Consider the following 23,116-nt stretch of genomic DNA (forward strand, 5'->3'; position numbering starts at 1 on the left):
CGCCGACCAGCATGCTTGTGCAACTTGCGGTACCCGGACACGCAAAGCCGATCTGGGTGCCCTTTGGCATGGTCGTTGCCGACATGGTGGGGGCGTCGAAGTGAGCGACACCACCAAACCACGCCCCTCCATCCGCACTCCGTTAAAAATCTTGGGCTGGATCATCTCGGATGCTTCGCACTGGCCGTACGATACTTGCTACTGACAAGTTGCTCGCCTGGATCTGTACGCGATCGCGCCATCTCAATCGCCTAATTGAAGGCAAGCCCACGTTTCTCGTGCAAAACGGAGAACGCGTCCCAAACGCCCTTCAACGCTGCAACATTCCAGAGGCGGCGTTTGAACGCGTGTTGCACGCTCATGGAAAGGAAAACATCCGCGGAATTTACAATGCTCGCCTTGAGCCCAATGGCAAGATCACTCTGACGAGAATGGATTGAGTGCGCAGTGTCTGTCTGCATCCAATAAGAAACATTGGGAAGATGATTTCGCAATGCTGGCAATACCTTTTTGGATCAAGGGCGCACGTTTTCCCGCTGACGTATGAAGTGTAGAAAAATACATCGCATTCCAACGGTTAAGGCACTCAGCTCAGATCGTCGCTGCAACGATGAGGCATTCACCTCAAATACTGTGCACGTCAGCGGCGTGCTTGTTGAGGATTTGGTTGATGGCACGGATCAAATCATCACGCCCATATGGCTTAGTCAACCGTATCGCACCATCCGTAAGGTTTTCCTGAATTTCAGCGTAGCCACTGGCAAGCACCACCGGCAAATCAGGCCAGCGAATGTTCACCTCATTGGTTAACTGGGCCCCCGTCATTCCCGGCATGGCGTGATCGGTCAAAAGAACATCGACCTCATTGGCACCCTCAAGAACGGAAAGTGCCTCCGCTGCCGACGACACCTCGATGGCTGTATGTCCCAGGCTCTCAAGCACCACACCAGTGGTTGCGCGAACGAGCGGATCATCATCGACGACCAACACGCAGAGTGAATTATTCGCCAACGAAAGACGAGCGCTATGGGTATGCGCCTGAGAGCCTTCGACATGACCGGCTTTGGCGGTTGGAAGCCACAGCTCCACGCATGTGCCGACGCCTTGGCTGCTTTTAATCGTCATGCGGCCACCGGATTGCTCCATGAGGCCATGCACCATCGACAAACCCAAGCCCGTCCCTTTGCCGACACCCTTTGTTGTGAAGAACGGCTCGGTTGCCCTGGCCATCGTGCCTTCATCCATGCCGACCCCGTCATCGGCGATCACCAGGCAGACATAATCACCCGGATCGAGCCCCGTTGAGTGAGCGCGATCGACGGCTAGGCTGTGCGCGGAGAACGTAAGGTTGCCACCGTCTGGCATCGCATCGCGTGCGTTCACGGCCAGATTCATCACGGCCAACTCAAGTTGATTGGTATCGATCAACACCTTGTCCAGTTCCTTGGGGAAATTCGTGGCGAGACGAATCCTCGGTCCAAGCGATCGCTGCAGCATATCGCTCATGCCACGGACAAGCTCTTTGACATCGATGACCTCCATGCGAAGCTCCTGCTTTCGCGCAAAAGCCAACATGCGCTGCGTCAGCGCCGATCCTCGCTTGACCGCGGCCGTGGCGTTTGCAGCTAGTTTCACGACTTGGGCAGGTTGGTCACTCTTAATTTCGATCATCTCCAGCGAGCTTTGGATAATCATCAATAGATTATTGAAATCGTGTGCGACACCACCGGTGAGTTTTCCGATCGACTCGAGCTTTTGCGACTGGAGTAACGCTTCGCGCGCCCGCTCCAGTTGTTCGGCAGCCTCCTTCTGAGGCGTGACATCGCGCGTGATCTTGGCGTAGCCGATGACAACGCCTTCCTCATTGGCGATGCGATCAATCATGACGTGCGCCCAGAAACGGCTGCCGTCCTTGCGTAGCCGCCAACCTTCGTGCTCGAAACGTCCATCGCTGTAGGCGATGGACAACGCCCGTTCGGGCAACCCCGTCTCCCGGTCTTCTTCGGTGTAGAACATTCTGAAGTGCTTACCCAGAACTTCAGGGGCCTTATAGCCCTTGAAGCGCTCGGCACCGAGATTCCAGCTGATGACGTGGCCGTTTGGGTCGAGCATGTAAATGGCGAAATCCGCAATCGCCTCCACCAGCGACCGATACTCCTGCGCGGAAAGGAATTCCAGTGAATGACGCTCGTTTTTCGCCTCGGCGATCATGACCCACTCCACGCGATATCGCGGGTATTTTTGACTATAGCAAGCCCGACGAGAGACGATGTGACGGATACGCGCACCGCTCTGTAAGACATGGACCGGCCACATCAAGGCCGACTCCCGAAACCGTGATGCCTCATTCAGTTGCAGGCTCCTGCATCCGTGCAGTGCCCCCGAAGTTGCGCCCCACCGCCTTTACAGGAGCTGTAGTTTCGTGGCGACCACGCAATTCCGTCACGCACAATGCGAGAGGATGTCAGAACTCGGATGTTGCGCGGACTTTGACGTTTCAACGTCAAAGTCCGGTGAAGACCTCTAGGAATCATCTCAGAAGAGCCGCAGCATAGAACCCTCCACTTTCTCCCAGGTTGATCATGAGTCACCAGGAAGCTGCCCCCGATTCACTGCAGACCCTTACTTTCCTGGCTGGTGGCGGAGAAATGGGCGAGGTTATTCGAAACTATCGCTGGGCCGGAACCTCGCTCGGCTTACCCGAAAGCTGGCCTCAAAGCCTCAAGACCGCCGTGCGCATCATGTTGACGTCACGTCAACCGATCTGGATCGGCTGGGGCGATGAACTCATTTATCTCTACAACGATGCGTACAAGTCCATCATTGGTGGCAAGCATCCCTGGGCGATAGGCAAACCCACGCGTGATGTCTGGAAAGAAATCTGGCCGCAGATCGGTCCGATGTTGGCCACCGCCATGGGTGGCGACGAAGGGACATATGTTGAGGAAGATCTCCTCATCATGGAACGTAACGGCTATCAGGAAGAAACCTACTACACCTATTCCTATAGCCCAATCCCCGACGATGACGGAACACCCGGCGGCATCATCTGCGCCAACACCGACGACACACACCGCGTCCAGAGCGAACGTCAACTAGCCCTGCTGCGGAATCTGGCAACAAAAACCGCCGATGCTTGCACATGGCGCGAAGCATGTGCACGTAGCTGCTTTGCGTTGGCGACAAATCCACGCGATATCACCTTTGCTCTGCTCTACGCCAGACCCAGCACCAGCGACGAGTTCGAGCTTGGCGGTTCTCTGGGATTGAAGTATGCGGAGGATTCGGTTGTCCATGCGATCGATGCCAACACGGACCGAACATGGCATGTCAAAGAGGTCATCGAGACACGTCGGGCAACACTTCTAACGCATATTCCGAATACTATTCACGGCATCATTGCGGATGGTATTTGGGAAAAAGAATCCACCTCTATCGCTGTCGTTCCAATCGTTTCCCAACGCGAAAGCGCACGCGATGGCATTCTGATCGTTGGGCTCAATCCTTATCGCTTGTTCGACGAAAGCTATAAAGACTTTCTCACCCACGTTGCTGCGCAAATATCCGATGCCATCGATAGTGCGGACGCCTATGAACAAGAACGGCGTCGCATCGAAGCACTGGACGAGCTACATCGCGCAAAAACCACGTTCTTCTCCAATGTCAGCCATGAATTTCGTACGCCGCTGACGCTCATGCTCGGTCCATTGGAAGATATTCTCAATCAGGATCTTTCTTCCGAGCAAACGAACATCAACGTGTTGGTCGCACATCGAAATGGGCTGCGCCTGCTTCAGCTTGTGAACAGCCTTCTGGATTTTTCGCGCATCGAGTCCGGCCGCGTACGTGCCAATTATGTACCTACCGATCTGACTGCCTTCAGCTTCGAACTGGCGTCGACGTTCCGGTCTGCCATCGAACGAGCCCAGCTCAAACTCGAACTGACCTCAAAACCACTCCCATCACACGTCTATGTCGATCACGACATGTGGGAGAAAATTCTTCTGAATCTGCTTTCCAACGCGTTCAAATTCACGCTGGAAGGGCATATCCGCATATCGGTCATGCCCTCACCTGATAACGCATCGGCGATTGTCAGTGTCAGCGATACGGGCGTCGGCATACCCGGAAGCGAAATACCCCATCTGTTCGAGCGATTTCATCGCGTGTCCGGACAAAAGAGCCGATCAATCGAGGGATCGGGCATAGGTCTCGCGCTCGTCAATGAATTGGTGAAGTTGCACGGCGGCGATATTCGATGCGAGAGCCAGCTTGGCGCCGGCACAATCATGGCAGTGAGAATTCCATTCGGTCGCGCACACCTTCCCGAGGATCAAACCCACGAAGTGCCAAGCACTGACTCCACTGCTAGCTCGCGGGCCAAAGAATATGTGGATCAGGCGCTTCGTTGGGCGCCCGAAATCCAGACGAATGAGACTCCTTTCCTCACAGCCGGCACAGAGGCATTGACGTCGCCAGAAATTCCAACGACACCATGCAAACGTATATTGCTGGCCGACGACAATGCAGACATGCGGGACTACATCGAACGCTTGCTTAACGGAAGTCAATGGGAAATCGAAGCCGTTCCAGACGGTCAGGCGGCGTTGGATGCCATCCGCACGCGCGCGCCCGATTTGGTAGTGACCGATGTGATGATGCCACGCATGGACGGCTTTGGTCTTTTGCAAGCGATTCGCAACGACAACGCCACCAAGGAAATTCCCGTCATCATTTTATCGGCACGTACCGGTGAGGAAGCGCGTCTCGAAGGCTTGCGTGCAGGTGCAGACGACTATCTCACCAAGCCATTTTCCGCGCGCGAATTACTTGCACGCATCAGGTCCAACCTTGACCTCGCTCAGATTCGCAGCGATGCCAAAGCAGCGATCCGCGAACGCGAGGAGCGACTTCGCGCCGCATTGGATGCAAGCCGTACCGGAACGTTTCGCTGGCACCGCGACGGCGACATCTTCGAATACGACGACTCCTTCGCATTGCTATTGGACCTTCTCTCCGTTCAACGTGTGCAAACGCCGGAAGAAATTCTTTCGCACATTCACACCGACGATCAGACGCACGTATGGGAAGCGTGTTCGTGCTCCTCACGCTATGGCGTTCCTCTGGAAGAAGAATTCCGTGTGATGCTGCGCGACGGCAACGAACGTTGGCTCTATGCCAAAGCAGAGACGGTGCTCGATCCACAAGGTCGGGTCGTCTATCTGACCGGCGCGTGCGTAGACATTACCGAGCGCAAGCACGCCCAGACAGTTCTTCAGCAGCGAACGTCGCAATTTGAGACATTGTTGGAACAAGCACCGGTGGGTGTCTACCTCATCGATAGCGAATTTCGCATCAGGGAAGTCAATCCAAAGGCGAAACCAGTATTCGGCAATATCCCGGACATCATAGGCCGTGACTTCAGGGAAGTTGTCCGCATGTTGTGGCCTCACGAGCTCGCGGACGAAGTGATAAACATTTTCCAGCGCACGCTCGACACTGGCGAACCCCATTACGAATCCGAGCGCGCAGAGCGCCGCGAACATGCGGGCAAAATGGAATATTACGAATGGTTGACGTGCCGCATTCCACTCCCCAATGACGGTTACGGTGCCGTTTGCTATTTCCACGACATCTCTGCGGAAGTTCTTGCAAGGAAAGCCATCGCGCGGTCAGAAGAACGTCTACGCGACCTGAACACGGATTTGGAAAATCGCGTCATCGAGGAAGTCGGCAAGCGTACCAAGGCCGAAGAAGCGTTACGGCATGCCCAAAAGATGGAAGCCATTGGGCAACTCACCGGCGGTATTGCACATGACTTCAATAATTTGCTGACCGTCATTATCGGCGGCCTTGAATCCATTCAGCGCAGCCGCCCCGACGATGAAGCGCGCCGGATCAGGGCGCTGGACCTTGCCTTCAAGGGAGCTCAGCGCGCCGCAAGCCTCACCAGCCGATTGCTCGCCTTTTCCAGGCGGCAACCCCTGGAGCCAAAACTTCTCGATGTGAATCTACTTGTGCGCGATATGACCGACCTTCTCCATCGCACCTTAGGCGAACAAATCGAACTGGAAGGCGTGCTTACGTCCCGTCTATGGCGCATTGAGGCGGATAAAGGGCAGCTTGAGAACGCGATTATCAACCTGGCCGTCAACGCTCGCGACGCGATGTCGAACGGCGGCAAACTGACGATCGAAACATCCAACACCGCACTCGATGAGGCGTATGCACGATCGGATATGGAAATTGTGCCAGGCCAATACGTGTGTATCGCTGTGAGCGACACCGGCCAAGGCATGAATGGCGAAACGCTCTCGCGTGTCTTCGAACCCTTCTTCACCACCAAGGAAGTGGGGCGTGGAACCGGGTTGGGCCTGAGCATGATTTACGGCTTCGTGAAGCAGTCAGAAGGGCACATTTCCATCTATAGCGAAGTCGGACAAGGAACGACCGTAAAACTGTATTTCCCACGTTGCGTAACTGAAACCGAATCCGTCCCGGATACTGCGAATGTAACAGCTCCCAAGAGTAGTGAAGGCGAAGTCATTCTTGCCGTTGAAGATAACGACGATGTCCGGGCCTATACCGTTATGACATTGGCCGAGCTTGGCTATCAGGTGCTGGAAGCAGCAAACGCGGACGACGCACTCGATATCTTGCGCACTGAAACACGTATCGACCTGCTCTTTACCGACGTCGTACTACCTGGAAAGAGCGGCCGCGTCATTGCAGACGAAGCCGTCAAATTCCGCCCCCATTTGAAGGTGCTGTTTGCCACCGGATATTCGCGCAACGCTATTGTCCACCACGGCCGCCTCGATCCTGGCGTAAACCTCATCACCAAACCGTTTACGTTCGAGCAACTCGCCTTGAAAATACGTGATCTCATCGATCGCTGATTTTTTGAGGCTGGCTGCATCAGGTTTGCATTGAGTACTTCTACGTCGAATTCTTAACGCACAGAAGCCATGACAATCGTGCAAACACGATATCGACAATGTCGGGCCAGCAGTCCCCATCGCAGCGCAACCTCGCGACAACGACGCCTTCGTCGATGACTCGAAAATCACCTCACGCGCTCACTTCAATCACGCGCTTTGGAACATCCTTCCTTCGCCATCAAGGCACCTCCTTCCGTTCGTTCATCACAGCAGGAATCTAAGCCATGACTCATTCACCACATTTCCTCTCCGCCTCCACGCTGACTGGCGATAAGGTCAAAAATCGTAAGGGCGAGTCACTAGGCGACCTCAAAGACATCATGATCGACACCACAACCGGTCACATCGCCTACGGTGTGCTTTCGTTTGGCGGCGTGATGGGATTAGGCGAAAAATTGTTCGCCGTGCCGTGGGAAGCGTTGCAAGTAGATGGCAAAAGCAAGGAGCTGATTCTCGACGTTGAAAAAGAGCGCCTCAAGGACGCACCCGGCTTTGACAAGGATCAATGGCCCAACTTTGCCGATACCACGTTCATCGACCAGGTCAGGCACTACTACATACATTGAGATCCGAAGCATTCACGAGGGCCATCCTTTTGGCCCTCGTCGTAGCCGTCGCGTCGTATGGAAGTTCTTCGTGTCTTCGCGTCAACGCCAAGAACACACCTAGAACGTTCACACGAATAAGAAAACACGCGCGGATGGGACTGACGAAAAGCGCCTCTTCTACAAGAAGTGAAAGCGACAATAACGACGCAAATCTGAAAGTGAGGTTCGCAGCCGGCGCCCCATTTCACCGTTCATTCCATCCGATGGCCCATCCAATAGCCTGGACTGGTTGTCCGTCAACTGCATGAGCCCAACACAACTCTAAAGGCTTCGATCAGGTAGCGGATCACGTTCCGGCGCATGCGATCCAAGGTCAGCAAGACGGTATCCCATACCCGGAATGGTGTGGAGCAATGGATAGTCGAAAGGTTTGTCGATGACACGACGCAGGTTGTACATGTGCGAACGTAGCGTGTCTGAATCAGGTAGCGTGTCGCTCCATATTTCCTTCTCAATTTCCGAACGCGTCACTACGCGCGGTGACTCTCGCATCAGAATTTCCAAAAGGCGCAACCCAAGGGGCGACACATTGATCTCCTTGTCGCTGCGGGAGACCTTAAGCAGCGCTTTGTCGTACTTGAGGTTGCCGACCACCAGCGTTTCGGAAGATGTCTGACGACGCTGCCTGCGTATCAATGCGCGAAGCCGCGCATCCAGCTCCCGAAGCTCGAAGGGCTTGACCATATAATCGTCGGCGCCGGCCTCGAGACCTTCCAATTTTTCTTCAATGGTGTCGCGTGCAGTAAGCATGAGTAAGGGAGTCGAATTCTTGGCTTCGCCGCGAAGCTTTCGACATACACCGATGCCATCGATACCAGGAAGCATCAAATCGAGCACGATAATGTCGTAGGGTTTGCTGACTGCAAGATGCAAACCCGTAATGCCATCGTGGGCCACTTCTACGATGTAACCAATCTTATGCAAGTACTCGCTGATGACGCTGGCGATTTCGATATTGTCCTCGACGAGCAGAATCGTCGCTGCGCTTTCGTTTCCCATAACTGATCCTCCACGGGCGTGCCCGTCGCTTCTCAGGCTAGAGGGTCGACGCGTGATAGCAGTGTGAGCCAGAAAAACGCCCTTCAGCTACTCGACAGATGCGTAGAGCCTTTTCTTGTCTCGACGTGAGTAGTTCATGATCTGGCTAAACGGAAAGCAACTCAGAATGAGAACTTACCTTCGCTTGATGCAAATTTCGCATTGTCGCGATCTGGTTGGAAGCACGCTCGCCACGCCTCGAGTACTTAAGTGCGACTTGCACAAGGAGGGAGCAACGCTCCCTCTTTTTTCACGCCCGTTCCCAATCGATCGCATGCCGGCGCATTTACGCTGTATTGATAACCGATCGCGCGAAGCGCACTGATCCCCGCCATGTTTCACGCTCGTCTCACCTGCTTTGTGAAAGAATTAGCAACGCGGTCGAGAGTTACCGCGCGGGAGATGTGTATGCATGTGCTGGTCATTGAAAATGACCGCGATACGCGCGAGGTGCTCAGTAGCATCCTCGATGATGCAGGCTATACCGTGCTTCAGGCTTCCAAGGTCTCAGACGGCCTGCGCCTTGCACGGCTCAATAGCCACATTGGTGTGGGTCTGGTGGACATTCACCTGGGTGACCGCTTGACGGGCCTGGAAATTCTTAGATCGCTGCAAGACCGACTGCCGCTCGCGCAATTCATTCTGCTATCCGGCGATTGGGATGCGCTTGAAAAGGCAGTTCCCGATGCACGAATTTTGCGCAAGCCGTGCGGACGCACGGAAGTGCTGGGTCTCGTGAGTACCGCGTTCGAAGAGTTCAAGTCCAAGGGCGGATCGGCGGCCGCGCCGCAGTTTATTCGCCGACATATTCACACCGTGGAGGGATGAGTAGTCGGCTCGATTGATATACAAGGCAGTTGTTGCATTTATGCCGAAAAGAAAAGGCGCCAGAAGGCGCCTTTTCTTTCTCCATCCCTGGCGAAGTCTTCGAACTTCCCTCATCTGTCCATGAGTCTTAATGATTCTTGCGAGCTTGGTCCTTGGCCTTGCCGTATTCCTTCTCGGCTTTGCCTGCATGCTTCTCAATCTTGCCTTCGGCCTCGCGTGCGGGATTGTTGGTGACCTTGCCGATACCTTCCTTCACGGCGCCCTTGATCTCGTGCTTGGTACCTTCAGTGCGATGCTTATCCATGGTCGTGTCTCTGCTGTGGGTGGGTGTGGGTCCATCCTGCACGAAGGGCCGCCATTGCAAAGTCGTGCTGAGGTGAAAAACGCATCGACCTCGATGAGCGCTCATTCATATACCTTCTATCAGCGCAGAGCGTTCGCGCGAGACGCGCCATAAGTTCGCAAATGGTAAATGCGCCCAATATGGTTCGCTCCGACCCAACCACCCAGAGTCGAAGCAATCAAGCCGAGCAGAACGCTGACAAATACGATCCAGAGCGCAGTGGCGGCGTCACGCGCGACGCGATCGGCTCGCTGCTTTGCATCCAGCTGGGCTGCCTGGGTATCCGCCGCTATCGTCGCCACGATGCGTGCACCGTCCGCAGACGTTGTGCCATTGGTTGCTGCAAATAGGTTGGAGGCGACATCGTCACGGCCAGCGAGCAACGCGGCGACAATGTTGTCGGCAGCGCCTCTATCGTGCGAGTTCAAATGGGCTTGGACATCGGCTTGCAGTACGGCAAGCGATCCATCGCCCATCAATCCCTGCGCGCCGGGCGCAGGAGCCCCCGGGGCAGGCCCTGCTGCCATACCCGGTCCCGCTGAAGGCGGCATGCCGCTACGCATTGGGTTTGCACCTCGATGCATGGAGCCACCGAGCCCTATCGCGATGAGCAGGAACACCACGGTAACCGAAAGGCCCCAAACGGCCGCGCCATGCAAGGTTCCGATCGTGCGGTCATCATGTGCGGCGCACCAACTGGCAAACATACCGCCAAGCCACAGCGACACCACCCAAGTAAGCACCAGCCAGATCGACGTGCCGATCCCTATACCTTTCACGCTGGCCGATGCATTCCAGGCATCGAAGGCCGAAAAACCCAGGGCCAACCCGCCCACATAGAGCAGCGCGGCGACCCCCGTTGCGACGAGCCAGCCGGCAAAGACGGCCCGAAAGCTCATTGCCGCAAAACGATCATCCACACCATTCACCTGAGCCACCACTACGTCAGCCATGGTTGTTCTCCTCGTATCAATAGGTACGACGCATTACGCACATCCACGCAACAGTGCGATGAGAATCAGCACTGGAAGCGGAACACCCAATAGCCATAGCAGCACATAACCGATGCCACCCTTCTGATGTTTCGACGAGCCTGCGTATTGGCCAGATTCTTCATTCATGGGAAACGTCCTCTTCGCCTACGTCGTACGGTCAATAGCCGTTGTTACCTACGTCGCTCCATCGCGCAACAACCCGCTAAGTGCATGACATGCAGAAAGAGGTTGCCGCAAAGTCCTTGAGGGATTGCGCAACCACTATTGACGCGGCCTCGTTAGTACCTTGTGAGCTGGCCGCACAGGACGCGTGCACGACAGGCATGCGTTCACAAAAAGCCAAGGCCATACGCGATGACTTGAAAATCACCTTTTCCGCTCGTGTCGATCACGCCTCCCAGCGCAATCTCGATGCGCTAGAAACCGCCATGTGCCGATGGCCCTTGATCGCCTTAAGGAGAACGAACCATGTCGCTACTGTTGATCATCGTGTTGCTGATCATTCTGTTTGGTGCATTGCCGACATGGCCTTACAGCCGAGGATGGGGTTACTACCCAGTGGGTGGCGTGGGCGTGATCGTGCTTATTCTTCTCATATTGCTATTGCTTGGTTACATCTGAGCCAGCACAGACTCAGGCTACACAAGCTTCGCGCACGTAAGTCGCAACCGGGAGATTTCCGCCCGACGGCGACTCATGTCCAGAACGCGATCGAATTCTTTTTCTTTCATGGTGAAGAACATGATTGACCGAGAAGTTTCGGCTTCATTCTCAACCTTGAATCACCGCGAACGGTCCTCTCCCGTTAACATCTCGAAGCTGCACTTTTAGCAAATCCCAGGGAAAAGCCTTCAAGACTTGTCCCTCTCGTTTAATTGTCAAAGGGGTCTGACATTTCCATATGCGGCCTGTACCTGCTCTATGTAGTCGAAAAAGACGGCGGCGCGTTATCGATATCGTGCTCAACTGGAGGCAGGGTTTTACTCGATGAATAAATTCGCCGCTATCGCCGTCGCTTGCCTGTCGCTTTTTTGTGCGGTTGGCGCGTCTTATTCCACACAAACGGCAGCTACCGCAGCTGCGCAGGAAAAGGGGGCAACGGTGCCGATCAACGATTGCCCGGTCAACAGCCCTTCGTGGCCTATCTATAAATCGCTAAGCACGGACTCGACCAAAGAGATCGTCACCTCGCTAGCTGGTTATCGCTTGTTCCAGGGCGAGTTTCGATTCTGCAACGCAGGCGGCTACGGTCTGGATGCACGCTTGTCGATGGAGTCGCCCTCCAATCGTGCCAACGGATTTGTGTTTTGCGGTGAAGCCGTGGATTACGCCGACAACGGCATGACATCTTCCAGCCAGGAACAGGTAAAGAGCGACGCCACTGCCCACAAAGCCGGTGCTTTTGAATGGTATTACGGCGATAAATCGCCACGCTTCACGCCCTCGGCGTTCACCAACACCTACAACAGCACGGGAAGGCCGCAATACATCGTGGGCGAAGTCGTGACGGGTTATGCCAGGGCACTGATCGGCAGCGACCCCAAGCAGGTGCAGCAGGAGTGCCTGAAGATGACCCAGGACCTCGCCGACGAAAAGGCTGCCGACGTGCTAAAACAGCGGAACACGCACGAGCGTCCCTAAGCAAGCAATAAGTAATACCGGGCAAGCTTGGCAAACCCCTTACAATGAGCTTGCCCATGCGCCAATCTCTTGCCCTATCCCTGCTTGCATCAATAGCCTGTGTTGCCGCCGCCCCCCTGGCCACAGCCGCCGACACAGCAGCACAATCCCCATACAAAGTGATCGGTCGCCTAGCGCTTGGCGGCACGGGCGGGTGGGATTACCTCAGCTTTGATTCACAGCGTCGTCATCTTTTTGTTAGTCGCGGCGATCGCGTGCTGGTTATCGACGTCGATAGCAATAAGCAAATTGGCGTGATTGCCGACACCAGCGGTGTGCATGGCATTGCCATCGCGCAAGACCTGCATCGTGGCTTTACGAGCAACGGCAAAGCAAATTCCGTGACCGTTTTCGATCTGGATACGCTCAAGACCGTCGCCACGATTACCGGCACCGGGCAGAAGCCGGATTCGATTGTCTATGACAGCGCATCGCATCACGTGCTTACGTTCAACGGCAAAAGTGGCGATGCCAGCGTTATTGATCCCGCGGCAGCGAAAGTCGTCGGCACCATCGCACTACCCGGCCGACCGGAGTTCTCGGCGGCCGATGGCCAGGGCCACGTGTATGTGAACATCGAAGACAAATCCGAGCTTTCCGAGATCGATACAGGCAGCAACAAAGTGCTGCAAACCTGGTCGCTCGCGCCGTGCGAATCGCCCAGTGGCCTGGCCATGGATATTGTGCACAAGCGCCTGTTCTCGGTCTGCGACAACCAGAAGATGGTGGTGACTGATGCAACGGATGGTCACCACGTAGCAACGCTAGCCATCGGCGATGGCCCCGATGCGGTGACTTTCGATCCTGAGCAAGCACTGGTTTACAGCTCGAATGGCGAAAGCGGCACACTGACTGTCGTGCATGAGGACGATCCCAATCATTACTCGGTCGTCGCCAATGTTTCTACGCAGATCAGCGCGCGCACGCAGGCATTGGATCCGCAGAAACATCGCGTGTATCTGTCATCTGCCAAACTTGGCACCGACAAAGATGCACATGGGCGCCAACAGCCTGTACCAGACAGCTTCACCATTCTTACCGTCGGCAAACCCTAAGGCATCGCGCTGAATAACCGCCGGCAGTGCGCGAGCATGCCGGCGGTTGGGCGAATTTCATGCCGATTCCGTTTCCGCTCCCTGTGCAAAGCGAACAGGAATCACGACGCGCACTCGCAAACCTCGGCCGGATGGCGCATCGAGCAGTTCGATCGTTGCGTTGTGCAACTGTGCAGCGCGCTGCACAATCGACAGGCCCAATCCATACCCGTCCCCACTGCCGCTCGCCTCACGGTGGAAGCGTGCGAAGACGCTTGCGCGACGCTCTGCAGGGATACCCGGTCCGTTATCGATGACCTCAATGACCGCCGTTTCCGCTGCCCGCTTCAGCAACAATTGAACGCTGCCGCCAGTGGGAACATGATGCATCGCGTTTTCAATGAGGTTGCGCAGCAACGCCGCCAAGGCGGCCTCGTAGCCCTGAACTTTCAAGGTATCTTCGTGAGCGACAAACGCGAACTCAACGCCACTTTCTCCCAGCAAAGGCGCTAGTTCATCGATGACATTCATCGATACGACAACAAGGTCGACCTCACTGCGTTGCCCTGCTGCAGCTCCCGCTTCCAATCGCGCCAGAGCAAGCAACTGTTCGATACGGCGGGCAAGTCTTGAAAGGCCCACCTGCGCGCTAGCGAGAGAAGCCTTGGTCGCAGGAAGCTCGCTGGTCGACAACGCGCCGTCGACGTGAATCATGGTCGACGCCAACGGTGTACGTAATTCATGCGCGACGTCAGCGCTGAAACGCCGCTCGCGTTCGAGTGCATCTTCCAGGCGCTCCAATTGCGCATTCAGCGCATCGACAACGGGTTGCAGTTCCTGCGGCGCCCTTTCCAGCTCGATACGGCGGCGGCTACCCGGTGCACGCGATGCAAGTGCCTGCCTAAGACGATCCAGGGGACGTAGCCCGCGACGCACGGCCCAGCCGATCAGCAACGCCAGCAGCGGCAAACCGATGAGCAGTGGCATGCCAAGGTCCAGCCACAAGGCGTGCGATATACCGCGCCGGCTGTCGTCTCGCTCGCCCATGCGAATGACAAAGCCGTTGACATCGTCTACGAAGGTAAACACGCGCCATCCGTAACCATCGAACTGATAGTTTTCGAAACCCGACAACGGCGTTGGGGGTAACGGCAATTGCGCGAGATTGGCCGTCGTCAGACGCACGTGGCCATGCATGTCGAACACTTGATAGCCCACCTCGGACTCATAGGTTCGCCCATGCATCAGCTCTTCTTCGGCTTTGCGCCCGATGACAGGCACGATAAGCGGCCCCTGTTCCGGGCGACGCAACGCATCGATGCCTTCGTGCCGCATCAGTACATCGAGCGTGCGTGCAGACTCAGCCAGACGACCGTCCAGCAACTCGTGCGTTTCAATCAGCGTGCGTCGATAGCTATACAGACCCAATGGCAGCAACACGACAAACAGCAGGGTGACGATCATCCAGCGCAGGCGTCCCTGCAAGCTTAGTGGCTTCACGTTGGGTCTCTTGGAATCATGTAACCGACGCCTCGAATCGTGCGGATCGCATCGAAGCTGAGTTTGCGGCGCAATGCGTGTATTTGCACCTCCAATGCGCTGCTGCCCACCGGATTGTCGAGGCCGTAAAGCGAATTCTCCAGGTGCTCGCGCCGTACGATGCGCCCTGCCCGCTCCATCAGTATGCGCAATAACGAAAACTCGCGACGAGTCAGCTCGACGCGTTTGCCTCGATATTCCGCTTCGGATGTTCCGATATCCAGACTGATCACGCCCACGTCGATGCGATTAGCGGCCAGTCCTTGCGCACGTCGCGTGAGCGAGCGAATACGCGCGCTGAGCTCATCGACATGGAAGGGTTTCACCAGATAGTCATCGGCCCCTGCATCCAGACCGCGAACGCGCGCTTCGAGCGCATCGCGCGCCGTCATCACGATAACTGGCGTGTTGACATGCGCACGGCGCGCTTCGGCCAACACCTCCAGCCCGTCCTTATTCGGTAAGCCCAGATCCAGCAGGACAAGATCGGCCGTCTGATCGCGCAGCGCAACCAGCGCCTCGCGGCCATCGCGTAACCACGTTACCGCGTAGGAGAGCTTTTCCAGAGCATTCTGAATCGCCGCCCCGAGCTGCAGGTCGTCTTCGACCAGGATGATGTGCATGCCTTATGACCTTCTGAACCCTATCGCCGGGCGGACCCTCGCAAGCGATTGTGCAGAGATTAACTTAGGGTGGTCTTACTAGGTGGCGGTCTGACGAGGGCGACAAAGCGGCTTCGCGCGAACAGGCGAGCCATTATCCAAGGCTTTCCAGGGACTTGGGTCGTCCTGGGGCATCTCACGAAGCAAATCTGCCCCCCTGCACGCGGCGGAAATGTGCCGATGAATGGGCACTTGCACCTTGCGTAAGGGAAGGAGCGTCCCCTCCATTCGACATTTGGAGAACGCAAGGTTGAACTTGGCAAAGCCCGGTACCGCTTCGGCGGCATGATTCACACCGGCATATGCTATGCGCGTGATGACACGTGCAGCCCCTCCTCCGCTCGGCGAAGACAGTCGCCACCTGCTTACACTGCAGCGTGAGTACCCTCGCGGTACGTACGTCGACGCTCATTCGCATACGTGGGCGCAGGTGCTTTACGCCATCGAAGGCGTGATGTGGGTGGAGGTCGGGCACGAAGCACTCGTCGTGCCGCCGCAACGCGCGGTGTGGGTACCGCCGGAGACAGCGCATTCGATCAGAATGATGAGTGCGGTACGCATGCGCAATCTGTATTTGCATCCACAGGCGACCGAAACACTCGGGCGGCGCGGCCAGGTGTTTGAAGTCAGCCCGTTGCTGCGGCAGTTGATCGTGGTGATGGCCGAGCACGGTGAACATCGCAGCCAGGAATATATCGATGCAGCGCATCGCTTGATCGTGCTGGAACTCGGCGCGGCAAAGGTCGGCACCTTGCGGATTATGCTTCCCGCTGGCACCGATCGGCGTCTTGAGGCGGTATGCCGTGCCGTGATCGAACATCCATCGCTCGACATTCCTCTTGAACACTATTGCGAGCACGCCGGCGCCAGCGTGCGTACGCTGTCTCGTCTCTTCCAGCAGAAGTTGGGCATGGGGTTTGCCCAATGGCGGCGACAGGTCCAACTGGCCGTTGCGACATCGCGCCTTGCAGAAGGCCACGCCGTGCACGCGATTGCACGGTCGCTCGGCTACTCGCCCAGCAGTTTCAGCGATATGTTCCGCCGAGAGCTGGGTGTTCCGCCGGCAGCTTACCAACCCGCGGCGCTCGCGGGGTAGACGCAGCCTTAAGTCACACTAATTGGCCGAAATTCGAATGTTTTTGACCGATCTTCTGCGCGACAGTCATCTAGACTTTCAACATCGACGCGAGCCTGCGCTATCACGGAAACATTTATGAAAGCACTTCGTTTTGACCATTACGGTAAACCAGAGGTGATGGAGTACACCGATGTCCCTACACCGGTTATCGACACTGACAGTGCATTGGTACGCGTTCGCGCGGCATCGGTCAATCCCAGCGATGTGAAGAACGTTTCAGGACATTTCTCGAACACGACGTTGCCGCGTATTCCTGGGCGAGATTTCAGCGGTGTAGTGGAACAAGGGCCCAAAGAGTGGATCGGCGCTGAAGTCTGGGGAACGGGTGGCGATATCGGCTTTACTCGCGACGGCACGCATGCCCAATACATCAAAGTGCCTGTCGCAGCTCTGACGCGAAAGCCGAAAACCTTGAGCCACGAAGAAGCCGCATCTGTGGGTGTGAATTTTGTTGTGGCTTGGCTGGGCACCGTCGATTTCGCGCAATTGCGTGAAGGCGAAACCATCGCTGTAATCGGCGCAGGTGGTGGCGTGGGTGGTGCGGTGACTCAAATCGCCAAATCGCTTGGATGTCATGTCATCGGTATCGATCGCGCTGCGCTCGATCCGAATTCACCTGCCGGACGGCGTGTGGATGCGTTTGCAATGTTCGATGAGAATACTGTCGCTCACGTGCGGGGGCTGGATGGCTTGGCCGGCGGTGTCGATGTCGTTTTTGACAGCGTAGGTGGCATCGCTTTCGACACGGCGCTCGGGCTGGCAAAGCGTCGCGGCCGCGTCGTGGAAATCAGTGCCACGGGGCGCCGCCGCGTCGAATTCGATCTGATCGACTTCTATCACAACGAAACACAGTTGTTCGGCGCCGATAGCGCCAAGCTGGGCGTAGCAGAGTCGGCGCGCTTGATGAAGGCGATTGCCGCGGGTTTTGACGAAGGCAAGTTCGACGCACCGGTTATCGCGCAGCGGTTTGCACTGGCTCAGGGCCGCGAAGCTTACGATGCCGTGGCCCAAGGTACGACAGGACGCGTCGTAATCGTCCCTTGAGCGTCAGTCACCACTCCATCCCCAACCCCCATCCGTCAGGAGCAGCGATGAAGGCTTACCTCGTATCAGTGGCCGTGGGCGTGCTTGTGGGCCTGATTTACGGCTTCTTGCGCGTCAAATCCCCGGCACCGCCCACCGTGGCCTTGGTTGGTCTATTCGGCATGCTGGCGGGCGAACAGCTTGTGGCATTGGTCCGCTCGATGCTGCCATAGGCGCTAAACGCCGGCTTTGGGCTTACGCCCCCGGCGCGGCTTGGCTTCGGCCTGGGCAATGAGTCCCTGCAGGTAGGCAATGCCTTCTTCCTCCGGGAAGAAAGTCACCACGTCTGCAATCGAGAGCTTGTAACGCTCCTTCAGGGCAAGAAACTCCGCCCTCGCCCTTTCCATAGCGGATAAAGCAGCCTGTTTCTTACTGGGAGGGCGCTGTTCGAGCTGCTTATCGAGCGCTGCCAGTTCTTCCTGGAAGCGGCGGAAGGCGTCTTTGGGGAGTGTCATGGCAACGTGGGGGGTGCTGCAGGGAGTCCCGATTATCTCATAGACGCCGGACTTCTCAGAGCGGCCAGCCGTTTGCGCAGGTTTTCTCGCCCGCAGCCTCATGATCTGCGAAATCCTGCCGATATCAGGAATAGGTAACAGGCAAACCACCGTGTCGTTCTTCACGTTTTGAATCACGCCATTTCATATCATTGCGGGAGCCAGACGCTGCGCTTCGTCATTACGGGACTGCCATCGCTTGCCGCCGGGTCTTTGACTCCCCCGCAAGGTTGGCACGCTTCATGAATTGCCTTACAGCGCTATCGGCGAGTTACACCGCTCAGGGACGGCTGGGGTGCGGTTATCTCGACATCAGGGGACGCGGGGATGCTCAAATCAATCGCTGAAAATAAGTGGGTACGCCAGATTGCGGTGGCACTGGGCTATGCACTGATCTACACCGTGCTGCGGCCCTATTCCGGCGGTGTATGGACCGTTACCGCCGGGCTTCGTCTTAGCTGCCTACTGCTATTTCCCTATCGCTATTGGCCGGCGCTGATTGTCGGCGAAGGCGCTGCCATCCTTGCCTTCTACTACCCATTGGCCGAACGCTTCGGCAGCTTGTGGGTCGCGGTCAATTCCATACCGCCAATGCTCATTGGGGCTCCTGTCGTATGGTGGTGCACTCGCAAACTTGGGTTGTTTCCCTCGAAGCGAACGATCAAGTTGAAGGCGTTGCTCTTTTGCATCGCAACGCTATCGCTGATCTGGGTCGCTACATCGTTTGCGAGTGGCTTCACCGCCAGCGCTTCTGCAAGTGTCTCGCATCATTACCAATGGATCGAGATTCCCTATTCCGTCCTAGGCAAATATGTCGGCATCCTAACCATCGTACCGCTCGCGCTAGCGCTCAAATTGCGTGAACGTCTGCCGTGGCGTGCACAATTAAATCAATGGGCAAAGAGCCGCCTCACGCTAGACATAGCCATGCTGTTATTGCCGACACTGGCCGTGTTGGTATGGATGTACCGCAGCGCTTCAGTCGACGTGCGCCAGGTTATTCACATGGCAATGTTCCTACCTGTCGCCTGGCTCACTTCCAAACATGGTTGGCGTGCTGCAGCCATCGGCACCACTGTAGTGATGTTCTGCATATTTATTGGCACGGTGTCTCAGCCCGATCTCGGCCTGGTTGAAACGCAAGCCTTCATCGCTTTTGCTTCCACAAGCCTTTTTGCACTAGGTGTGCGCATCAGTGCGCAGAACGCGCTGGAGGAACAAGAACGCCTCAATGCACATGCAGCGGTGAAACTCGCCCAACAAGGGCTCTACGCATGTGAGCTGCGCATGCGTCAAACGGCTCAGGCGCTGGAACAGATAGGTGGCACGCTGCAGCTGACGCACACTAGGTTGCTTAACCGCTTCAAGCATATGCTGCCTTTGACGGAAGGCCAAACATATTTCAAACAAGCTGCCACCACGCAAAACCAAGTCTATCGACTGGCGGAATCCATGCATCCGACAGCGTGGCGTGAACGCGGCCTACCTGCCGCCTTGCGTGAAACCATTGCGCGCTCCTTGGACGAAAGCGGCATGGCGTATCGCTTCCAGCTCAAAGGTCGTGGATTGAGCCAACTGTCTTCCGGCGTGCACGCTGCAATCTATCGTCTGGCGTGCGAAGCCGTCGTTTATATCTGCGAACAGCAAGAGTGGTCTTCGGTGGCCATCACGTTGCGTGGTGGCCTTACAAACGGACAGCAGTGGGCAATGCTGCGCGTTGAAGGAATCACGCAGCCCTCTCACGTCAACGACCCCATTTACACCAAATGCGACAGCCGGCAGCTGGCGCTCAAACTCGGTACCAATGGCCTTGGTATCGCGGCCATGCGAGATCATGTGCGCCTATACGAAGGTGATCTGCACGTGCGCCGCATAGACGACAAGATTCAGATCAGCGCATTGGTGCACGATGCCAACGAGCAGTTGCGGGAGGCCACTACGGGCGCTCCCGCGCGTGAACTCTACATACGTTGATGGGCGACGTTACGACGTGACGACCGTTAGTGAGAGATCGTACCTTTGCTGCATTCGGCCGCGTCCGTACAAATGTCAGACACGGCGACATTGAGATTCACTGCTCCATTGCTCTGAGGTGTAGCCGTGATCTGCGTTGCGCTGTCGCTGTAAACGGTCTCGGTTGTCGTCGCAGTCGAAGCGGCCGCATTCTGGACAGTGCTTTGGGATACCTGTACGGCTGAAGCATCGGTGCCGATCGGCAACACCAGCGTCTGACCACCCGCCGTCGCTACGGCGCCACGCACCGTGCCGTTGGCGTCATTGACCTGGATGTAACGAATCCCGTCACGCAAAAACACGTACACGTGATAGTGCGGACTCACACTCACGTCGGTGGCATTGGGCCACGATTGTCCCAGCCCGGTGGCAGGTGCTTGAGCCATCGCCGATACGGATAGCGTGAGGGCCATGACGCCCGCTGCGATGGTCAGACGAGAAACGAGTTTGGATGATTTGCAGAACATAAAAATCCCCTTTTTTGGGTAGTGGCACGGATTGTCCTCAGCACGGTAGCCCTGGATGCGTCTAGGCCGTGCCAAGCACTTACACCTACTAACCCTATGTGTTCGTCTGTTCTGGGCACCGTGTCTCACTTGAAGCACGCAATCGTGATTTCTTGCGCGATCTCATGCTTCACGCTGTTGAGTAGCGTGAAGTTGTGGATAAAAACTTACGCGCGGGTCTCGGCGTCGCTAAGCGCCAAATTAACTGCGTCCGTTTTGCTTCTGGTCTGGAACTTAAAAAGCAAAAGGGGTTGTCGGCAGTTATTGCTATCTAGTGCGCGCTGTGTGAGGGATTGTTCGGCCCATCCATGGGCCGAACCCCTCCTGCGGATGCTGGTGACGGCTGACTATCATTCCGGTTCGGCCTGAACACCGCGCTGGGAATGTCCGCTACAGGCCGACAGCGTACCTTTTGAGTTACAGGGAAATTTTCATCGATGCGTACCGCTTAGAAGTTCAGGCCCAATGGATGGTAGCAATTGTACTTTTCAGCCTCTGCTTTCACATCGTCAAATGAGATATGTCTCGCGATTAGTTCCTCCGGCGTGAGGCTTTTCCAGACTTCGACATCGATACAGTGGTGATCTGTGATGCTAAACAAACGTTGCATCTTGCGCGCCACCGCGCCAATGCCCTGATTCATGGGGTTGATCAATTGAATACCTGGCACGATGGGTCTATCGGATCCTGGGACTCGATGGGTGTCATCGGAGTGTTGCGCGTTGAGCAATCGCTCCCGAAAGCCGCCATCCTCCGTTGAGGTTTGACTGTTCGTGTATTTATCGGGCGAGGCGAGCACATTAGGTAGCACCAAGACGACAGGAGGCGGTGACACGTTGGTGGAGGCTGGCCGTGCAGTAACGTGCGGGATGCGTTGGCCCGGTGGCGCTATCGCCTTTTTCACTAACGCTTTCCGAGGATCACCCGGAGAGAGCACGACTAGTAGTAGCGTTGGTGATACCAATGGTGTGCCGGTTTGTCGTGACGATAAAATGAACTGCAGTTTGAGTGCCGCTGCGTTGTTTTCCACCATAGGGGACATATCGGTATAGGAAGCTACCGGCTGCAACAGCACTATCAGAAGGCCGAGATGGCACCCGATCGTCACGACCATTGCCACGATCCGGCGAGCCGATACGGTAGGGCCTCTGGATTTCACTCCCTGCAATCTCATCAGCGACCTTCCTTTGCCAGCGCGAGGACCACACCGCTGGTTTAGGAGACTGATTGATCGCTTGCAAGTTCCGCTGAAAACCGTCCGCCACGAGGGCGGAAGCGGACCTTTTCAGCACGCGGGCAAAGCCCACAAGAGGCAACCAGGGGCGTCAACGAGGCATGGGTCAACACCAGCAGCGTGATCAACCGTTGCCGGAATAGGTGTCCAAGTGGTCCGGAATCCGCACCCTCCGCGCAACGCGCTCCGGGGCCAGCGCTTATGCGCTGTCCAAATTTGTTCCTGACAAATTTGTCGAACCGAGGGTTCTCACCGCAAATCACTCTCTCCGCCACCCATAAAAAAACGCCCTCTTGGGGCGCCTTTTTTATGGGTGGCGGAGAGAGTGACTGTCCGCCTAACTTGCCATCACATCCCATGACGTACCGCCCATCGACTTATTCCTGAAAATTAAGGTAAAAAGTCGTCCCGTAGCGTATCTTTACATCCCATCAAATCCCGCCCAATTTGTATGGGGCAGAGATAGGGGCGCTAAGTTTGGCGGAGAGTTCATGGGCACCCAGATAAATCGGCTCACGGCCATCAAGGTGAAGAACGCGCCGCCGGGCATGCACTCCGATGGCGGTTTGTTGTATTTGCTCGTGAAGCCGGACGGACGTCGATCGTGGATCTTTCGCTATCGCGACCGAGTTACCAGCAAATTGCGCGACATGGGACTCGGACCAGCATGGGACGTGAGCCTTGCTGAGGCACGCGAACGCGCGACCGAGCTGCGGCGCATGCTACGTGATGGACAAGACCCCCTCGCCACAAAGCACGTGCAGCGAACCGACGCGAAGCTCAAGCATGAGAAGCGCACGCCATTTGGACGATGCGCTGAGCTCTACATTGAGACACATCGTAGCGGCTGGAAGAACCCCAAGCACGCTGCTCAATGGGATAGCACCCTGCGTACCTATTGTGAGCAAATCTGGAAGCTGCCGGTAGATGCAATCGACACTGCGCTCGTAATGAAGTGCCTAGACCCTATCTGGACGACG

At 56.3% G+C, this 23,116-nt stretch carries 22 protein-coding genes; 12 read left to right on the top strand and 10 right to left on the bottom strand.

Translation table 11 applies throughout. From position 1 onward, the window contains the following. The first annotated feature begins 170 nt into the window (after positions 1-170). Positions 171-440 carry a YetF domain-containing protein gene (locus VK725_RS18590; RefSeq protein WP_414648447.1) on the top strand — a complete coding sequence of 90 codons (270 nt, stop codon included), beginning with the start codon at positions 171-173 and terminating at the stop codon, positions 438-440. A 184-nt stretch (positions 441-624) separates the two neighbouring features. Here VK725_RS18590 and VK725_RS04315 read toward each other — a convergent pair whose 3' ends face one another. Further along, positions 625-2,211 (bottom strand): PAS domain-containing sensor histidine kinase, encoded by a 1,587-nt coding sequence (locus VK725_RS04315; RefSeq protein ID WP_325316823.1) that lies wholly within the window; start codon positions 2,209-2,211, stop codon positions 625-627. A gap of 371 nt (positions 2,212-2,582) precedes the next feature. Here VK725_RS04315 and VK725_RS04320 point away from each other — a divergent pair, with 371 nt between their 5' ends. Then, positions 2,583-6,899, top strand: a complete 4,317-nt coding sequence (locus tag VK725_RS04320; RefSeq protein ID WP_325316824.1) for an ATP-binding protein — start codon at positions 2,583-2,585, stop codon at positions 6,897-6,899. 266 nt (positions 6,900-7,165) lie between these two features. Next, positions 7,166-7,507, top strand: coding sequence for a PRC-barrel domain-containing protein (locus VK725_RS04325; RefSeq protein WP_325316825.1), 342 nt, complete (start codon positions 7,166-7,168; stop codon positions 7,505-7,507). Between the two features lie 303 nt (positions 7,508-7,810). Here the strand turns inward: VK725_RS04325 and VK725_RS04330 are convergent, their stop codons facing one another. Beyond that, positions 7,811-8,548, bottom strand: coding sequence for a response regulator transcription factor (locus tag VK725_RS04330; RefSeq protein ID WP_325316826.1), 738 nt, complete (start codon positions 8,546-8,548; stop codon positions 7,811-7,813). A gap of 447 nt (positions 8,549-8,995) precedes the next feature. On the opposite strand from VK725_RS04330, the gene VK725_RS04335 reads away from it, so the two are divergent. Beyond that, the gene (locus VK725_RS04335) at positions 8,996-9,415 is read left to right on the top strand and encodes a response regulator (protein ID WP_325316827.1); all 420 of its coding nucleotides are present in this window, start codon (positions 8,996-8,998) and stop codon (positions 9,413-9,415) included. Between the two features lie 127 nt (positions 9,416-9,542). Here the strand turns inward: VK725_RS04335 and VK725_RS04340 are convergent, their stop codons facing one another. From VK725_RS04340 to VK725_RS04350, 3 genes are all read right to left on the bottom strand, one after another. Further along, positions 9,543-9,719: a CsbD family protein gene (locus VK725_RS04340; RefSeq protein WP_325316828.1), complete on the bottom strand. Its 177-nt coding sequence runs from the start codon at positions 9,717-9,719 to the stop codon at positions 9,543-9,545. Between the two features lie 119 nt (positions 9,720-9,838). Further along, the gene (locus VK725_RS04345; RefSeq protein WP_325316829.1) at positions 9,839-10,711 is read right to left on the bottom strand and encodes a hypothetical protein; all 873 of its coding nucleotides are present in this window, start codon (positions 10,709-10,711) and stop codon (positions 9,839-9,841) included. Positions 10,712-10,744: 33 nt separating this feature from the next. Continuing rightward, positions 10,745-10,879 (bottom strand): hypothetical protein, encoded by a 135-nt coding sequence (locus VK725_RS04350; RefSeq protein ID WP_325316830.1) that lies wholly within the window; start codon positions 10,877-10,879, stop codon positions 10,745-10,747. A 342-nt stretch (positions 10,880-11,221) separates the two neighbouring features. Here VK725_RS04350 and VK725_RS04355 point away from each other — a divergent pair, with 342 nt between their 5' ends. From VK725_RS04355 to VK725_RS04365, 3 genes are all read left to right on the top strand, one after another. Further along, positions 11,222-11,374 carry a DUF3309 family protein gene (locus tag VK725_RS04355; protein ID WP_325316831.1) on the top strand — a complete coding sequence of 51 codons (153 nt, stop codon included), beginning with the start codon at positions 11,222-11,224 and terminating at the stop codon, positions 11,372-11,374. A gap of 366 nt (positions 11,375-11,740) precedes the next feature. Next, on the top strand, positions 11,741-12,394 hold the full coding sequence (locus tag VK725_RS04360) for a hypothetical protein (protein WP_325316832.1): 654 nt from the start codon (positions 11,741-11,743) through the stop codon (positions 12,392-12,394). Between the two features lie 44 nt (positions 12,395-12,438). Continuing rightward, the gene (locus VK725_RS04365; protein ID WP_325316833.1) at positions 12,439-13,488 is read left to right on the top strand and encodes a YncE family protein; all 1,050 of its coding nucleotides are present in this window, start codon (positions 12,439-12,441) and stop codon (positions 13,486-13,488) included. 57 nt (positions 13,489-13,545) lie between these two features. Here the strand turns inward: VK725_RS04365 and VK725_RS04370 are convergent, their stop codons facing one another. Continuing rightward, positions 13,546-14,967, bottom strand: coding sequence for a sensor histidine kinase (locus tag VK725_RS04370; RefSeq protein ID WP_325316834.1), 1,422 nt, complete (start codon positions 14,965-14,967; stop codon positions 13,546-13,548). After that, positions 14,964-15,629, bottom strand: coding sequence for a response regulator (locus VK725_RS04375; protein WP_325316835.1), 666 nt, complete (start codon positions 15,627-15,629; stop codon positions 14,964-14,966). The genes VK725_RS04370 and VK725_RS04375 overlap by 4 nt, the downstream gene beginning before the upstream one ends. A gap of 346 nt (positions 15,630-15,975) precedes the next feature. Here VK725_RS04375 and VK725_RS04380 point away from each other — a divergent pair, with 346 nt between their 5' ends. The 3 genes from VK725_RS04380 to VK725_RS04390 all read left to right on the top strand — a co-directional run bounded on the left by VK725_RS04380 (position 15,976) and on the right by VK725_RS04390 (position 18,062). Further along, positions 15,976-16,764 (top strand): helix-turn-helix transcriptional regulator, encoded by a 789-nt coding sequence (locus VK725_RS04380; RefSeq protein ID WP_325316836.1) that lies wholly within the window; start codon positions 15,976-15,978, stop codon positions 16,762-16,764. A 117-nt stretch (positions 16,765-16,881) separates the two neighbouring features. After that, positions 16,882-17,850 (top strand): zinc-binding alcohol dehydrogenase family protein, encoded by a 969-nt coding sequence (locus VK725_RS04385; protein WP_325316837.1) that lies wholly within the window; start codon positions 16,882-16,884, stop codon positions 17,848-17,850. Between the two features lie 47 nt (positions 17,851-17,897). Next, complete coding sequence (locus tag VK725_RS04390) at positions 17,898-18,062, top strand: DUF1427 family protein (protein WP_325316838.1); 165 nt, start codon at positions 17,898-17,900, stop codon at positions 18,060-18,062. A 3-nt stretch (positions 18,063-18,065) separates the two neighbouring features. On the opposite strand, the gene VK725_RS04395 is transcribed toward VK725_RS04390, so the two are convergent. Beyond that, positions 18,066-18,521: a hypothetical protein gene (locus VK725_RS04395; protein ID WP_325316839.1), complete on the bottom strand. Its 456-nt coding sequence runs from the start codon at positions 18,519-18,521 to the stop codon at positions 18,066-18,068. Positions 18,522-18,710: 189 nt separating this feature from the next. On the opposite strand from VK725_RS04395, the gene VK725_RS04400 reads away from it, so the two are divergent. Continuing rightward, positions 18,711-20,357, top strand: coding sequence for an MASE1 domain-containing protein (locus tag VK725_RS04400; protein WP_325316840.1), 1,647 nt, complete (start codon positions 18,711-18,713; stop codon positions 20,355-20,357). A gap of 26 nt (positions 20,358-20,383) precedes the next feature. Here the strand turns inward: VK725_RS04400 and VK725_RS04405 are convergent, their stop codons facing one another. Together VK725_RS04405 and VK725_RS04410 are read right to left on the bottom strand one after the other, a co-directional pair. Then, positions 20,384-20,863 (bottom strand): hypothetical protein, encoded by a 480-nt coding sequence (locus VK725_RS04405; RefSeq protein WP_325316841.1) that lies wholly within the window; start codon positions 20,861-20,863, stop codon positions 20,384-20,386. Positions 20,864-21,350: 487 nt separating this feature from the next. Continuing rightward, positions 21,351-22,016: a hypothetical protein gene (locus VK725_RS04410; RefSeq protein ID WP_325316842.1), complete on the bottom strand. Its 666-nt coding sequence runs from the start codon at positions 22,014-22,016 to the stop codon at positions 21,351-21,353. Positions 22,017-22,627: 611 nt separating this feature from the next. On the opposite strand from VK725_RS04410, the gene VK725_RS04415 reads away from it, so the two are divergent. Then, positions 22,628-23,116, top strand: a 489-nt coding sequence (locus tag VK725_RS04415; protein WP_325316843.1) for an Arm DNA-binding domain-containing protein, incomplete at its 3' end; no start/stop codon positions are given.

This window comes from Dyella sp. (assembly GCF_035486915.1).
In the GTDB taxonomy this organism is placed as follows: Bacteria; Pseudomonadota; Gammaproteobacteria; order Xanthomonadales; family Rhodanobacteraceae; genus Dyella_B.

What these genes read in the sequence shown, in the direction of transcription:
- VK725_RS04320 (WP_325316824.1), top strand. Translation starts at nt 2,583, where the DNA reads ATGAGTCACCAGGAAGCTGCCCCCGATTCACTGCAGACCCTTACTTTC.
- VK725_RS04325 (WP_325316825.1), top strand. Translation starts at nt 7,166, where the DNA reads ATGACTCATTCACCACATTTCCTCTCCGCCTCCACGCTGACTGGCGAT.
- VK725_RS04410 (WP_325316842.1), bottom strand. Translation starts at nt 22,016, where the DNA reads ATGGTCGTGACGATCGGGTGCCATCTCGGCCTTCTGATAGTGCTGTTG.
- VK725_RS04315 (WP_325316823.1), bottom strand. Translation starts at nt 2,211, where the DNA reads ATGATCGCCGAGGCGAAAAACGAGCGTCATTCACTGGAATTCCTTTCC.
- VK725_RS04385 (WP_325316837.1), top strand. Translation starts at nt 16,882, where the DNA reads ATGAAAGCACTTCGTTTTGACCATTACGGTAAACCAGAGGTGATGGAG.
- VK725_RS04365 (WP_325316833.1), top strand. Translation starts at nt 12,439, where the DNA reads ATGAGCTTGCCCATGCGCCAATCTCTTGCCCTATCCCTGCTTGCATCA.
- VK725_RS04350 (WP_325316830.1), bottom strand. Translation starts at nt 10,879, where the DNA reads ATGAATGAAGAATCTGGCCAATACGCAGGCTCGTCGAAACATCAGAAG.
- VK725_RS04335 (WP_325316827.1), top strand. Translation starts at nt 8,996, where the DNA reads ATGCATGTGCTGGTCATTGAAAATGACCGCGATACGCGCGAGGTGCTC.
- VK725_RS04345 (WP_325316829.1), bottom strand. Translation starts at nt 10,711, where the DNA reads ATGGCTGACGTAGTGGTGGCTCAGGTGAATGGTGTGGATGATCGTTTT.
- VK725_RS04330 (WP_325316826.1), bottom strand. Translation starts at nt 8,548, where the DNA reads ATGGGAAACGAAAGCGCAGCGACGATTCTGCTCGTCGAGGACAATATC.
- VK725_RS04340 (WP_325316828.1), bottom strand. Translation starts at nt 9,719, where the DNA reads ATGGATAAGCATCGCACTGAAGGTACCAAGCACGAGATCAAGGGCGCC.
- VK725_RS04360 (WP_325316832.1), top strand. Translation starts at nt 11,741, where the DNA reads ATGAATAAATTCGCCGCTATCGCCGTCGCTTGCCTGTCGCTTTTTTGT.
- VK725_RS04390 (WP_325316838.1), top strand. Translation starts at nt 17,898, where the DNA reads ATGAAGGCTTACCTCGTATCAGTGGCCGTGGGCGTGCTTGTGGGCCTG.
- VK725_RS04375 (WP_325316835.1), bottom strand. Translation starts at nt 15,629, where the DNA reads ATGCACATCATCCTGGTCGAAGACGACCTGCAGCTCGGGGCGGCGATT.
- VK725_RS04380 (WP_325316836.1), top strand. Translation starts at nt 15,976, where the DNA reads ATGCGCGTGATGACACGTGCAGCCCCTCCTCCGCTCGGCGAAGACAGT.
- VK725_RS04355 (WP_325316831.1), top strand. Translation starts at nt 11,222, where the DNA reads ATGTCGCTACTGTTGATCATCGTGTTGCTGATCATTCTGTTTGGTGCA.
- VK725_RS18590 (WP_414648447.1), top strand. Translation starts at nt 171, where the DNA reads ATGCTTCGCACTGGCCGTACGATACTTGCTACTGACAAGTTGCTCGCC.
- VK725_RS04405 (WP_325316841.1), bottom strand. Translation starts at nt 20,863, where the DNA reads ATGTTCTGCAAATCATCCAAACTCGTTTCTCGTCTGACCATCGCAGCG.
- VK725_RS04400 (WP_325316840.1), top strand. Translation starts at nt 18,711, where the DNA reads ATGCTCAAATCAATCGCTGAAAATAAGTGGGTACGCCAGATTGCGGTG.